The 13,747-nt window shown below is 44.6% G+C and carries 12 protein-coding genes; 4 read left to right on the forward strand and 8 right to left on the reverse strand.

Going from position 1 to position 13,747, the window contains the following annotated elements:
• Positions 1-23 precede the first annotated feature (23 nt).
• The 3 genes from hslO to ARB69_RS07860 form a co-directional block, all read right to left on the reverse strand.
• Positions 24-899 (reverse strand): Hsp33 family molecular chaperone HslO, encoded by an 876-nt coding sequence (gene hslO / locus ARB69_RS07850; protein WP_050641345.1) that lies wholly within the window; start codon positions 897-899, stop codon positions 24-26.
• A 2-nt stretch (positions 900-901) separates the two neighbouring features.
• Positions 902-1,681, reverse strand: a complete 780-nt coding sequence (locus ARB69_RS07855; protein ID WP_050641346.1) for a class I SAM-dependent DNA methyltransferase — start codon at positions 1,679-1,681, stop codon at positions 902-904.
• A 228-nt stretch (positions 1,682-1,909) separates the two neighbouring features.
• Positions 1,910-2,581 carry a GntR family transcriptional regulator gene (locus ARB69_RS07860; RefSeq protein WP_050641347.1) on the reverse strand — a complete coding sequence of 224 codons (672 nt, stop codon included), beginning with the start codon at positions 2,579-2,581 and terminating at the stop codon, positions 1,910-1,912.
• Between the two features lie 212 nt (positions 2,582-2,793).
• Between ARB69_RS07860 and ARB69_RS07865 the strand changes: the two genes are divergently transcribed.
• Positions 2,794-3,639 carry a MurR/RpiR family transcriptional regulator gene (locus ARB69_RS07865; RefSeq protein WP_050641348.1) on the forward strand — a complete coding sequence of 282 codons (846 nt, stop codon included), beginning with the start codon at positions 2,794-2,796 and terminating at the stop codon, positions 3,637-3,639.
• 64 nt (positions 3,640-3,703) lie between these two features.
• On the opposite strand, the gene larA is transcribed toward ARB69_RS07865, so the two are convergent.
• The 5 genes from larA to ARB69_RS07890 form a co-directional block, all read right to left on the reverse strand.
• The gene (larA, locus tag ARB69_RS07870; protein ID WP_055152481.1) at positions 3,704-4,990 is read right to left on the reverse strand and encodes a nickel-dependent lactate racemase; all 1,287 of its coding nucleotides are present in this window, start codon (positions 4,988-4,990) and stop codon (positions 3,704-3,706) included.
• A 92-nt stretch (positions 4,991-5,082) separates the two neighbouring features.
• Positions 5,083-5,625 carry a TRAP transporter small permease gene (locus ARB69_RS07875; RefSeq protein ID WP_055152483.1) on the reverse strand — a complete coding sequence of 181 codons (543 nt, stop codon included), beginning with the start codon at positions 5,623-5,625 and terminating at the stop codon, positions 5,083-5,085.
• Between the two features lie 17 nt (positions 5,626-5,642).
• Complete coding sequence (locus tag ARB69_RS07880) at positions 5,643-6,728, reverse strand: DctP family TRAP transporter solute-binding subunit (protein ID WP_050641351.1); 1,086 nt, start codon at positions 6,726-6,728, stop codon at positions 5,643-5,645.
• A 27-nt stretch (positions 6,729-6,755) separates the two neighbouring features.
• Entirely contained in the window at positions 6,756-8,042 is a 1,287-nt protein-coding gene (locus ARB69_RS07885; RefSeq protein ID WP_070102362.1) for a TRAP transporter large permease, read from the reverse strand.
• 22 nt (positions 8,043-8,064) lie between these two features.
• The gene (locus ARB69_RS07890; protein WP_050641352.1) at positions 8,065-9,186 is read right to left on the reverse strand and encodes a tyramine oxidase subunit B; all 1,122 of its coding nucleotides are present in this window, start codon (positions 9,184-9,186) and stop codon (positions 8,065-8,067) included.
• Between the two features lie 330 nt (positions 9,187-9,516).
• On the opposite strand from ARB69_RS07890, the gene ARB69_RS07895 reads away from it, so the two are divergent.
• From ARB69_RS07895 to ARB69_RS07905, 3 genes are read left to right on the forward strand one after another with little or no spacing between them, the layout of a single operon-like run.
• On the forward strand, positions 9,517-10,920 hold the full coding sequence (locus tag ARB69_RS07895; protein WP_055152484.1) for a glycerate kinase type-2 family protein: 1,404 nt from the start codon (positions 9,517-9,519) through the stop codon (positions 10,918-10,920).
• Between the two features lie 4 nt (positions 10,921-10,924).
• Entirely contained in the window at positions 10,925-12,199 is a 1,275-nt protein-coding gene (gene eno / locus ARB69_RS07900) for a phosphopyruvate hydratase (protein ID WP_050641354.1), read from the forward strand.
• Positions 12,200-12,224: 25 nt separating this feature from the next.
• On the forward strand, positions 12,225-13,487 hold the full coding sequence (locus tag ARB69_RS07905; RefSeq protein WP_050641355.1) for a Glu/Leu/Phe/Val family dehydrogenase: 1,263 nt from the start codon (positions 12,225-12,227) through the stop codon (positions 13,485-13,487).
• Positions 13,488-13,747 lie beyond the last annotated feature (260 nt).

Genomic DNA, 13,747 nt, shown 5'->3' on the forward strand with positions numbered 1-13,747 from the left:
CAGAGTGCTCATTTACCGCGTCTCTATCTACTCTTTTTTAGCAGTTCCTTCAATTCATCCACCGTATAGTTATAAGCGGTATTGCAGAAATGGCATTTTACCTCGATATCCTTTCCGTCATCAATCATGGACTGGATATCCTTTTTCCCGATGCTGATAATCGCTTTCTCAATCCGCTCTTTGGAACAATTGCAGGAAAAATGTGCCGGAAGTGTATCCACGATCTCCAGCTCCAGTCCCTCCAGAACCTTTGCCAGCATGTCCTCAGGCGTATGACCGTTGTCCAGCATTGCTGTAACGGACTGGATATTCTGAATATTCTTTTCCAGACGTTCCAGCACCTCATCCTCAATAAACGGCATCACCTGTACGATAAATCCTCCTGCACATTTGACGGTATTGTCCTTTTCCATCAGGACTCCCAGCCCCACGGATGAGGGCACTTGTTCAGAAGTTGCAAAATAATAGGTCAGATCCTCCGCAATTTCCCCTGTCTGAAGTACAGTCTGCCCGGAATATGGCTCTTTCAGCCCCATATCTTTGATTACATTTAAAAAACCTGCCCCCAGAGCTCCTCCGACGTCAAGTTTCCCGTTTTTTGGGGGTAGAAGCACATCCGGATTATTTACATATCCTTTTACATTCCCCTGACTGTCTGCTGTTACGGTAAGTCCGCCTATGGGTCCTGCGCACTTCACCTGCAGCGTCAGGATATCGGTAGGATTCTTCATCATGCTCCCCATCATCACGCCTCCCGTCAGAAGCCGTCCCAGCGCTGCACTCGCCACCGGACTTGTATTGTGGCGCTGTCTTGCCTGCTCCACCAGTTCTGTTGTCGATGCGGCAAATGCACGTATCTGCGCGTTCGCAGCGGTTGCTCTTACAATATAATCTTCCATTCCTATTCTCCTGTTCTTTGTCCTTTTCCTGCAATCACATAAATTCTCTCGCTCTCAGTGTTCGGAGCCTCTTTGGTAAATGCGTCATACACAGCTAAAAGCTTAAGCCCGGACGTCTTCACAAGCTCCCGCATCTCCTCCAGGGTATAGCCCCGCTGGAAATGCGTCTCCTGGTATCTCCGGTAGATCTCAGCACCACCCGTTGAGGATTCCTGATCCTTTATAAACAGACTCAGCTCATATTCGTTGATCTGCTCCTCTTCATAATAATAATTATCCCAGATAAAGCTGCACTCTTCCCGGTTCTCTGCAATGGTCGTATCACCCAGTACCTCCCGGTACTTATATTCTGTGTTAAAATCAAAAATAAAAACCCCATCCGTGTCCAGATAATTATTCACCCAAAAGAACACGCGGCGCAGCTCGTCCGGCTCCGTAATATAATTCACCGAATCACAGATACTGATGATCGCGCGAACCGTCCCGTAAAGCTCAAATCCCCGCATATCCTGCAGCAGATACAGGATATCGTGCCCGGACTCCACCTTTTTTTCCAATGCAATCTCCAGCATATCCGCAGAGTTGTCCACCCCGATCATATCATATCCCAGATCCGCCAGCAGCTCCGTCATCGTCCCCGTCCCGCAGCCCAGATCCAGCACCAGGCCGTCATTGATCCCATATTCTTTTAAAAGACCGTGCAGATATTCTCCCCATTCCTCATAGGGCACATCGTCCATAAATGTATCGTACACGGACGCAAAACTCGTATAAGCCTCCACCTGTAAGCCTCCCGATATTTCAGAAAAATCCTTTTGTCATAACTTATATAGTATATCACAAACATTCGGCACAAGACAACTGTTTCCCCTGTCTTCAGCGTGGATTCAGCGTGGAGTATGCGTTACTGTACACGCCCGCAGGTTGTAAACAGTCACGAGTATGACAAATGGTGAATAGAAGAAAACGGATCCTAAATAAAACAGATCCGTTCCTCTACACCCAATCTCCTACACATTTTTATTCAACTCACGGATCGACAATGCCGTCCTATCCCAATGTTCCTTTGCAAGTACAGAAGCCAGATAACTGTCTTTCATTTCCAGCACCTTAATCATCCTTTCATGCTCCTCCACAGATGCTTCCAAAGGAGTGTCCCGGAAGAAGCTGTATTCCAGTCTCTGAATATGTATCCACAGCACATCGCAAAAATCCGTAATGTATTCATTTCCAGCTGCCTCCAATATACAGCTATGGAAAGCTTTATCCGCTTTTAATATAGGCATGGGCTTTTCCTGTTCTTTTATGCACTCTTTGAACACATCACTCAGCTTTTTGAGATGATTTATATGGGCCGGTGTAATCTTCTCTACAGCGAGTGTGATCGCCAGCTGTTGCAGCATGGCCATCGGCAGATACCATTTTTCAATATCGTCTTTCTCTAATTCTGTTACAATTGTCGCTTTCCCCGGGTAAGATTTCACCAATTTCTGCGCTTCCAAAAGCTGCAGCGCCTCACGTACCGGAGTCCTGCTGACTTTAAAATAATCTGCGATCTCAATATCCGAAACCTTTTCCCCAGGTTTAAACTGCCCTTCAATAATCCAGTCTTTTACGGTCTCGTATACCCTCTGTTTCGCTGATGTCCTTTCAAACGCTAACTCTTTGTTTGGCAATGGCATACACAGCACCTCTCTTTCTTTTTTCAATCATACCAGAAATCAATTCTACATTCCAGATTTTTATATTATTTCCTCACAACGCAGGAATAACATTGTTACTGTTCTCACGCTTCGGGCGTGAACAGCAGCAAGACGTTTTCACTTCATTCGTTGACACCCCTTTCAACAAATGATAGAATCTACATATATTACACATAGGCAGGGGATATGGTATGTCAAATTTTTTACAAGCCTTAAATAATAACTATAATGATTTTACACGCTCTCAAAAAGTAATCGCAGATTATCTATCCAATAACCTAAACTCCATTGCATTCTGTACGTTAGAAGAACTTGCAGACCGTATTGGCGTCAGTACTACGACCGTCATACGTTTTTCAAGAGCGCTTGGATACACTGGTTATTCAGAAATGCAAAAAGATATTCAAAACGGGTTCCAGACAAAAGTCAGCCTTCCAGAACGATTATTACTGCACAAAGACTATCCGTCGAACACGCTATTGGCTGATTCTTTCCAAAACGATATCCATAACATTCAGTCTACACTGGAGGCACAAAATGTAGAAGATCTGCAAAAGGCGATCGATCTGATCTCTACCGCGCCTACGGTGTATGTTTTGGGAATGAGAAGTTCCTTCTCCATATCCTACTACACAGCTTCCCGTTTAAGTGAAATTCGGGAAAACATTCATCTGATTCAATCCGTAGGAATGTTGTATCCGGAAGAAATCGTAAGTGCAAAGCCAGGAGATGTCTGTGTTGCTTATCTGTTTCCCCGATACTCAAAGCTAAGCACCACTGTACTTTCATGGCTGAAAAACGAGGGGGTCACTATCATACTTTTTACCAGTCAAAACTATAGTGCTGTTCAGGGATATGGCGATGTCATCCTGCCTTGTTCCATTTCCAGTCTTTCCTACAAAAATTCTTACGCAGCTCCTTTGAGCCTTTCCAATTATCTCATTGCCGCCATCGCTCAGAAGAACTATGCAGAGTCACAAAGAGTTCTCGAACGGACAGAATCTATTCTAAACCAGGGATTTTACCTGGGGTTATAAAAACGCTGCAGTTCCTGGAATATTTTCAGTCCAAGCACTGCAGCGCCTAAAATAGAATGAATCCCTATTCCAAAACCGGCAACCCGGTCTGAGGTCTCGGATAAAACAGAATCTCGCCTTCCTTCTTCTCTGTAAGCTTGACTGCCTCGTCAACCGCATCTTGGAGCGTCTTACAAGGAGTCATGAACATTTCCCTGATTTCTTCATCAAAAACATTTTTACAGCATACAAAAATATCAACATTTTTCTTCAAAACCTTTGAAAGCAGCAAAACATGATCCATTTGAATTTTATAGTTTTCTTTCGTATAAGAAATTACTTGTTCAAGACTCTCTCCACTTCTAAAAGCTCCCAGCATATCTTCCGAATTCACTCCTTCCGGACATTCGCAGTACAATACCACTTTCGTTTTTTTATCGAGAACTTCTGTAAGAGCTATCAGTGCCTTTACTGCCTGATAAAAATCAATATCCAATGGCTGCCCCGGTGTAGTTACCAAAATGTCCGGAGCCTTCATTTTGACGCCAAGATATTTTTTGATATATTCTATCGCTGCCAAATGGCACCTCGTCATATCCCCTGCAAAAACCGCGGAAAGTTCCAGCCGATTGTTGATAATACAGTTAACTCCGAAGTCAATCCTGAATATTTCCGCACTCTCCACCATGTCCTCATGAACCGGATTTCCTTCCAGCACCCCTATGACTGCATTTTCCGATAGGATCATTTTCGGCCTGTGATTGATCAAGATTGTTTCTTCCCCACTGACGCCCGGTAAAACAGATTTTCGCCCACCTGAAAATCCCGCAAATTCATGGGGTTCTACCTTTCCGATCTGAATATGCAGATCACAATTATATGCTTTCCGGTTAACCCAGACAGGTGTACCATGACTTGTCTCGCCTAAAAAGATCAAATTAGACTTGTCAAAAGGCGTATGATTTTCAATGGATATCCTGCCATAAAGATCTCCAAGAAAACTTTTCATCTCCATTTCCGTTGCTTCCCGATGGACACCAATTGCCACAAAAACGTAAATCTGATTATAAGGAATACCTGCGCTGAGCAGCTCTTCTGCCACATATTTCAGCATTCGCGCGGTGGGAACAGCTCTCGTCGCATCCGATACTAAAATACATGCAGATTTTGCATTTTTTTCAACAACCAGATTTTTTACCGATTTTCCATAAACAGGGCATTTGATCGCCTTCTTTACTGCTTCCTCATCTTGCAGTGCCGGCAGCCTGGGCGTCTCCAATTTGACCGCGTTCCAGCCTGAAGGTACTGTGACCTTCATATCAAGTTCCCGGTCTGTATAAATCCACTGATCCTTTTTTTCTAAATGATACATCTTCCACATTCCTCCATACAAAAACTGGCACAGCGTTTCTCTGCTATCCGCATAAAAACCGCTGTACCAGCAACATAAGAATCCGCTTCTGTTTAATCCAGCTTCATATCACTGCCGCCTGTCAAATCTTCTTCTTTTTTTTCAATTGCGGCATAATTACCTTTGCCGGTCAGATCTACGATCAGATTACGAAGTTCAAAAATCGTTACAAAGACAAAAGATACCGGAATTGATGCATATGCATATCCATATGGCAGACGAAGTGCAGGTGTGGGACGATGTCCGGCTGCAAGTACATATTGTATGCCGACGTAAATGACGATCAGACAGATCACAACTGTAATAATCTGTGTCAGCTTAGTAAGGGCTGCGGACATTTTCTTGGGCATATGCTCTTTAAAAATCACGATCGATACATGCTCTCTTCGAACAGCTAAGATCGCCACACTCATCATCCCGAACCATACAAGCAGGATTTTTAACAGTTCTTCTGACCAGGTCAGAGAATTGTTCAGAACATAACGGAAAATAATATGAGCCATCAATACACCAACCATTGTAAGCAGGACAACACATAAAATCACCTTTATAATTTTATAAAGAACCGTTATTACTTTGTCAAATGCTTCAATCATTTCTAACCCTCTCCCGATTAATAATCGCTAATTTCATTAAGTACCTTCTCAACATCAGCAAGATATGCATCTACCTTATCCTGGCCGATATCCTTTGCAACTGATTTCATTGCCGCTGGCTGTGCAACAGCTTTCATCTCTTCGCGTGCCGCATCATCCAGTTCATTTACTTTCATTCCGAGATTGGTCACTTCATCTAAGATTAGTTCTTCCCTCTCTGCGTTACAGAACCGGCTGTATTCCATACCAAGTACGGCCCCTGTTTTCACGATGCCCTGATATTTTCCAGGCAGGCTTTCAAAAAACTTAAGATTGCAGACTAATGGCATTGCGTCATAGATATGTTTTGTCAGCGATAAATACTTCTGTACCTCGTAAAGTTTCTTATCTGTAACGTTTGCGATCGGGTTCTCCTGAGCATCTACCGTATTTTGAGAGAGTGACATATAAAGTTCAGAAAAAGCTACCGGAGTCGGGTTTGCACCTAGCGCTGCAAAGAATTCCATATGGTTATTATTCTGCATCGTACGAATCTTCAGACTATTCAGATCAGCTATGCCGGTAATCGGAGCCTTGCTGCTCGTCACTTGTCTGAAACCGTTCTCCATAAATGCAAGGCCGATCATGTCACATTCTTTTAAAGAATCCAGCATATCTGTTCCAATGTGGCTGTCTAATACCATCCATGCCTCTTCATATGTATTATATACAAACGGAATATCCATAACTTCAAATTCCGGATCATAGGTCACCACAGGAGCAAAAGATGCAACTGCCATTTCCAAAGAGCCCTGAGCTACCTGCTCCAGAGTTTCTTCCTCTCCTCCCAGCTGACCGCTTGCATAAATATTTACCTCAACATTACCATCTGTCTCTTTTTCAATATATTCCTTCATGACCTCAAGTCCAAGAGTCGCAGGATAGGTTTCTGAGTTCTCACACGCGATACGGATCACGTAATTTCCGGAAACATCCTCCTCTGCAGCCCCTCCGTCCGATGAACCGCCGGAGCTGTTCGTGGTCTTCATCTGGCACCCGGCTGCTGAAACACTGAAACAGAGGACAAGAGCTGCTGCTAAAAATCGTTTTATATTTTTCTTCATAATCTTTCTCTCCTTAATATTCTATTCTTATCCTGTATATCCCATCAGACTCGGCAGCCAAAGTGCCACCTGAGGCACAAACGTGATTAACAGTAATACTCCAATCGTCACTGCCAAAAATGGCAGGGACTCTCTGGCCGTTTCCTCCAATTTTACCCCTGCTACAGGGCTTGTAACGAATAAGGTGATTCCAAATGGCGGAGTCGCAAGTCCCACAACCAGATTGACACAAAATACCACTCCGATATGTAACGGATTGATTCCAAGAGCCCATGCAATCGGTCCAATAATAGGTGCAAGTATGACCGTAGATGCATAATCATCCATGAACATCCCGCAGATCAGCATTACTATATTCACAATCAGCAAGAACACCCACGGCGGAAGAGCTGACATTGGTCCGATCAGCATATCCATCACTCGTTCATTGGCAATTCCCCATGCCATTGCAGTTCCCGCACCTGCCAAGATCAATACCAGGCCGGATGTTGAAGCCGCTTCGATTATCATATCCGGTATATCTTTTAACTTCACACTCTTGTTCACAAAGAAAGCAAGAATAGCACTATAAACAACTGCTACGCCAGATGCCTCAGTGATAGAGAAAATGCCGCTGAATATACCGCCCAGAATAATCACTGGCAGCACCAGTGCCGGAATCGCTGACTTTGTGGCATGCATCTTCTCCGACAAGGTCGTCTTACCATAAGACGCATAATCCCTTTTCTTGGCAACACGGTGCGCCACCATACATTGCAGCAGAGCAATCAGTATGGCTGGTGTTACGGCGGCCATAAAAATACCAGTAATGGAAGTCTTTCCCACTGCCGTACAGTAAAGGATCATCAAAACACTTGGTGGCATAATTGGTCCGAGCAAGGAAGCTGAAGACATGACAGCTGCTGAAAACGGTGCTGAATACCCCTCTTTTTTCATCATTGGAATCAAAAATGCTCCCAGAGATGCCGCCGATGCCACTGCAAGCCCCACGATCGATCCCATCAACAGAGATGCCCCGATCGTAACGATCGCAATCGCCCCTTTAAACCGTCCGAACCATGCATTTACAAACTTAATCAGCCGCTCCAGCAATCCGCCCCTGAGCATGAGCTGTCCTGTTAATACAAAAAACGGAACCGCCAAAAAGGAAAAGCTGTTCATTCCTCCATACATTTTGATTGCCATCTGGATTGGATCAAATCCCGCGACCATTGTATAAACGAGTGTCGTGACGATCAGATTATATGCGATGGGCAGGCCAATTACCATTAGCAGTAAAAAGCATATGATCATAATAAGTAAAGATAAAGACACTTTTCATTACTCCCTTCGCACATTATTTTTGATACGGATCATCCCATAACGTTAATTTCGTTCCGATACCTTCCTTTAATGCGGTCTGGTATAGATCATACCCCAGACCTACATCAAATGTAGCCATACCACAAGCAACAAATGTAATTCTTTCTTTCTCATCCGTTCTGCCTGGCTTGCTTCCCATGATCACTTCTCCGATACTGGCAGACTCCTCCAGAGACGGCATCTTGCCGTCATCAATCAAAGTATAAATAGGACCTCCAATCACCCCTTTATAATAACCTGCTTTATCCCCGGATTCGATTGCTTCCTGCACGTAAGCCTCATGAAGTCTTACATTATCATAGATCAGTTTTGTATTGATCCAATAAGAATCATCTGTCTGCATTGGTCCTGTGATCAGCAAAGTAACGCCATCTTTCATCCACTCGTCTTTCACATATAATGGTTTTAGTCTTGAGGCAGCGACTGTGATCACATCTGCATCTTTCAATGCTGCTTCCAGATCCAGTTCCACAACACCGTCAACTCCCAGCTCTTCCTTCTCCCACTCCAGGAACTTCTGTGCTGCAGCTTCAAAAATGTCAAAACACACAACTTTCTTAACATTGGGCAGCTGTGTTAAGATCGAACGTAAGCATGAGCGATTGATCTGACCACATCCAAGTACTGTTATCACTTCTGAATCTTTCCTCGCCAGATGCCTTGCAGCTACACCAGGAACAGCTCCCGTTCTGGCGGCACTCAAGAGATTGGCTGACATAAAAGAAAGCGGTTCGCCTGTATCCTTATCATTAAGGGTTACAGTCAAAACAGATCTCGGCAGTCCCTTCTTTGGATTCTCGGCATTCGATCCATACCACTTATTTCCGCATACATCAAAACGTCCGCCCAAATAAGCAGGCATTGCTACAAATCTTCTGTCCGGCCCCGCAACCGGCATATTCGGAAATGGAGTTTCTTTTGGAAATACAATACCCAATCCGTGACTGTTATGATTACTGCCTCCCATCAAATAATCCCCTTGGCTTAATAAAGTAAAGACCTCCTCTGCATTGTCGATACATTTTTCCGCATCAAGAACCCCTGCCGCAATAGTGTCGCTTTCTGATAAATATAGAAATTCTGTTTTGTGTGACATGTTTTTTCTCCTTCCATACTAAAACAATTTGTCTTTCATTTCGTTCCCTTAAAATGTTTTATTTAATACATCCATTTTATATTGATATATTGCATATGTCAATCGAATTATCTTATTTTTTGTTCACTTTTCCATTTTTACCAAATTATACGCTCATTTTTTATGCATTAACACCAATATGATTTTATTTTTCAGAATTAACATTGACATATTTGATATATCGCAATATACTTTAAGTATAATTTAATACATTCCTTCATTTTTATCCTGTTTTTTGTTTTATTTAATATTTTAACCAGCTAGTTGTTAGATTTAAAGGAGATTCTATCTATGAAAAAAATCAAGAATTACGACAAACTGATTGACCACGGAGATGTGGAGTCGAGGAAGGTAGTCCTCGAAATCACAGATAAGACATTACAGCGTCTCGATGCGTATTACCGCATAAAAAGTATTATGAAACTCAACGGCGATATATTGCATATCGGTTCCAAATCATGGGACTTATCTAAAAAGAAACATATTTATCTGCTCGGAGCAGGGAAAGCCTGCAATCATATGGCAATGGCTGTAGATGAAGTTCTTGGTGATAAATTGACCAAAGGGATCGCAATTGTAAAAGTTGCGGAAGAAACAGACCATTTTCAAAACACAGATGTATATGTAGGCGGCCATCCATTGCCAAATCAAGCCGGCTACAAAGCCTGCCTAAAAATCCTAGATCTGGTAGATCATGCCGGACCGGATGACTTATTTATCGTTGTGATCAGCGGCGGCAGTTCTGCTCTTATGAGCTGTCCTATCGAAGGAATCACTTTGGAAGATGAAATCAAAACTACAGACGTCATGCTGAAATCCGGTGCGGGAATCTATGAGATCAATGCCATCCGGCGTCATATTTCCGCCATGAACGGCGGGATGCTCGCAAAACGGATCCAGTCTGTCGGGGCAGAATTGATTGGATTTGGTATCAGCGATGCTGTGGGCAATCCAGCAACCGGTGATATCGGCGTGCCCTACGAAAAGTATGCAAGTACTCCAATGGGACCTGACAAGACCACTTTAGAAGATGCCAGGAGAGTCATACGGGACTACAACGTTGCCGAACGTCTTCCTAAAAATGTCGTAGATTATCTCATGAACGTCGGACCAGAAGGAGAAACACCAAAGGCTTTTCCGGACAACACCTATTTTCTGCTGAACACACTGCCTGATTCCTGCATTTATGCAAAGGAGATCGCAGAAGAGATGGGGATACCAGCTATCATACTTTCTTCCTTTTTAGAAGGGGAAAGTAAAGACGCCGGTTCCTTCTTCGCTTCCATCGCCAGAGAAGCACAGGCATATGGTAATCCAATCAAACCGCCTTGTGTCATTTTAAGTTCCGGCGAAACTACAACACAAATTCTGGACAACAGTACAATCACCGGACATGGCGGTCCGGGACAGGAACTGACTTTAAGTTTTTCTATTCTTGCAGCAAAGACAAAAGGGGCCTGCATGCTGTCCATTGATTCCGAAGGAACAGACGGAACTACTCCTGTAGCCGGAGGTATTTGTGACTCCAGAAGCTATCAGCAGGCGCTTGATAAAGACGTCGATGTATTCGCCGCCCTTCGGGGCCATGCCTGCTATGAGGCATTAGAAGCAATAGGAGATACTGTATTTACCGGCAATACAGGAACAAATCTCTGTGACTTTAACGTACTATATATTCCGAAAGTTGAGGGTTAAGGCTATGAATTCAAATATTAAATCAATCCATGCCCGGCAAATTGTAGATTGTAAATGCAGACCTATGGTAGAAGTGGATGTCGTAACTGAGGACGGATGTCTCGGCAGAGGGTGCGCCCCCACCGGTTCTTCGGTAGGCATGTCTGAATCCTATGTTCTGCGGGATAACAATCCCGACGAATACCATGGTTTGAGTGTACATAAAGCGGTTGACAATGTGAACAATCTGATTGCGCCTGCATTATGCGGTATGGATGTCACCAGGCAAAAAGAAATCGATCAGATCATGATCGATCTGGACGGCACACCAGAAAAAAAGAGTCTGGGCGGAAACGCAATTTACTCCACTTCCATCGCAGTATTTCGTGCTGCTGCCGAGGCATCCCGCCAGACATTATATCAGTATATCGCCGGTGATACCATCCAAACAGTCCCGGTTCCAAGTTTTAATGTAATAAATGGCGGTCATTACGCAGACTTAACACAGCCATTCAATGAGTTTATCATCATGCCATACGGTGCATCGGATATTTACGAAGCAGTTGAAATGGGCATCAATACATTCCAAGAGCTGGAAAAAGTAATTGAAAGGTATTTGGGACATAAACCAGTGGTTGCACCTTCCTATGGATATGCATCACCGTCTGCCGATCCGGAAGTGAATTTGAATCTGATCTCTGAAGCAGTAGAAAAATGCGGTTACACAGGAAAAATCGGTTTTGCCTTCGATTGTGCCTCCAGTGAAATGTACGACCGGAAGAACAATACATACCTTTTAAAGGGAGAGCGCGTGACTGCCGAAACCCTGATCGATTATGTGAAGATGCTGACTCAGAAATTCAATTTTGTATTTATCGAAGATCTGCTGGACGAAGAAGATTGGGAGTCTTATCCAAAAGCACATAAGGAAATTACCAGAACGAATATCATCGGAGATGATTTTATTGTAACAAACTTAGATCGTTTGAAAAGAGCTTATGAACTGAATGCTCTGGACGGTTTTATCCTAAAACCAAATCAGGTCGGCACCATCACAGAGGCTATGAATGCCTATAACTTTGCAAAGGAACATGGTCTGCTTGCAATTCCTTCCGGAAGAGCCGGAGGCGTTATTGGAGATGTAGTGATGGATTTCGCCGTAGGACTTCAGGTTGGCTTCATCAAAAACGGAGCTCCCCGCTCCGGTGAACGGATCGATAAGCTGAACTTTCTAATGCGTGCATGTGATTTAAACCCCGGATGCCAGCTTGCAGACATCTCGTCCCTGCTGAAATTTTAAAGCAAACAGAAAGGAGATAATTAAAATGGAAGCAAAATATAACCCCTACGAAAACATGCTCTCTGTTGTAAGCAATGCAGCCGAAATACTCGGCTATACACCCAGCGACTATGAGGCTGTGAAATACCCGGAACGAGAACTGAAGGTTGCCGTACCGGTCCGGATGGACGATGGCAGCGTAAAAGTCTTTGAGGGGTTCCGCGTCCAGCACTCAACATCACGCGGCCCTGCAAAAGGCGGCATCCGCTATCACCAGAATGTTGACCTCGACGAAGTCAAGGCACTGGCAGCCTGGATGACCTTCAAGTGTGCCGTTGTTAATATCCCTTATGGCGGCGGAAAAGGGGGTATTATCTGCGATCCCACAAAGCTCTCGGAAACCGAGCTTCGAAGCCTGACAAGACGCTTCACAGCCATGATTGCCCCCATCATAGGGCCAGACCAGGATATTCCCGCACCTGATGTCGGCACAAATGCGAATGTCATGGGCTGGATCATGGATACGTACAGCATGCTGAAAGGCCACTGCGTCCCCGGTGTTGTCACCGGTAAACCAATTGAACTCGGCGGAGCACTGGGAAGAAACGAGGCAACAGGGCGCGGCGTCATGATTACAACCCTGAACATTCTAAAGGCTCTGGGGATGAATCCGGAAAATACAAAAGCCGCCATTCAAGGCATGGGAAATGTAGGCAGTGTGTCCGCAAAGCTCCTCTCTGAAAAAGGCTTAAAAATCGTCGCTGTCAGCGACGTATCCTGCGCCCTGTACAACCCGGACGGACTGGATATTCCTTCCATCCTGGAGTACCTTTCCCAGAAGCGTGGCAACCTTCTGGAAGGATATCACGACGGAAACGCCATCCATCTTTCCAACGCAGAATTACTGGAACTCGATGTAGACGTACTGATCCCTGCCGCACTGGAAAACCAGATCAACACTTCCAACGCCGATAAGATACAGGCCCGGGTTATCGTAGAAGCCGCCAACGGCCCCACAACCATTGACGCCGATGAGATACTCGATAAAAAAGGAATCGCCGTTGTTCCCGATATTCTCTCCAATGCAGGCGGCGTTGTCGTCTCTTACTTCGAGTGGGTCCAGAATATCCAGTCCATTTCATGGAGCGAGGAGCATGTAAACGAGCAGCTGAAGCAGATTATGGATCAGGCATTCCAGTCCGTATGGGATATCGCCAGGGAAAAGAAAGTCTCCCTGCGTACAGGGGCATATCTGATCTCGGTTAAGCGCGTCATTGACGCCAAAAATATGCGGGGAATCTGGCCTTAGAACATGGGAGGGGGGGCGCGAAATAAAGGAATTGCCGCAGGCCGCCCAAATGCACATATGCCGTTGAGAAATGCGGACACGAACCTAAGAAATTCTAGGAAGCCAACAGCCAAAAAAGCAGGGCACAGGCGGCACATCACGAGAAGTCCGATGATTTCTCGCGCTGGGCCGCCTGATTTTGTGATTCGGTGATCACAAAATCTCCCTGCTTTTTCGGCCGCCGGCTTCCAAGAATTTCTAAGGCCCGCTTTAGCATTTCT

The organism is Faecalicatena contorta (genome assembly GCF_001404335.1).
GTDB classification, from domain to species: Bacteria; Bacillota; Clostridia; order Lachnospirales; family Lachnospiraceae; genus Faecalicatena; species Faecalicatena contortus_B.

Bases quoted from the DNA above. Each gene is read 5' to 3' on its own strand.
- hslO (WP_050641345.1), bottom strand. From the start codon at position 899: ATGGAAGATTATATTGTAAGAGCAACCGCTGCGAACGCGCAGATACGT.
- ARB69_RS07860 (WP_050641347.1), bottom strand. From the start codon at position 2,581: ATGCCATTGCCAAACAAAGAGTTAGCGTTTGAAAGGACATCAGCGAAA.
- ARB69_RS07865 (WP_050641348.1), top strand. From the start codon at position 2,794: ATGTCAAATTTTTTACAAGCCTTAAATAATAACTATAATGATTTTACA.
- larA (WP_055152481.1), bottom strand. From the start codon at position 4,990: ATGTATCATTTAGAAAAAAAGGATCAGTGGATTTATACAGACCGGGAA.
- ARB69_RS07875 (WP_055152483.1), bottom strand. From the start codon at position 5,625: ATGATTGAAGCATTTGACAAAGTAATAACGGTTCTTTATAAAATTATA.
- ARB69_RS07880 (WP_050641351.1), bottom strand. From the start codon at position 6,728: ATGAAGAAAAATATAAAACGATTTTTAGCAGCAGCTCTTGTCCTCTGT.
- ARB69_RS07890 (WP_050641352.1), bottom strand. From the start codon at position 9,186: ATGTCACACAAAACAGAATTTCTATATTTATCAGAAAGCGACACTATT.
- ARB69_RS07895 (WP_055152484.1), top strand. From the start codon at position 9,517: ATGAAAAAAATCAAGAATTACGACAAACTGATTGACCACGGAGATGTG.
- eno (WP_050641354.1), top strand. From the start codon at position 10,925: ATGAATTCAAATATTAAATCAATCCATGCCCGGCAAATTGTAGATTGT.
- ARB69_RS07905 (WP_050641355.1), top strand. From the start codon at position 12,225: ATGGAAGCAAAATATAACCCCTACGAAAACATGCTCTCTGTTGTAAGC.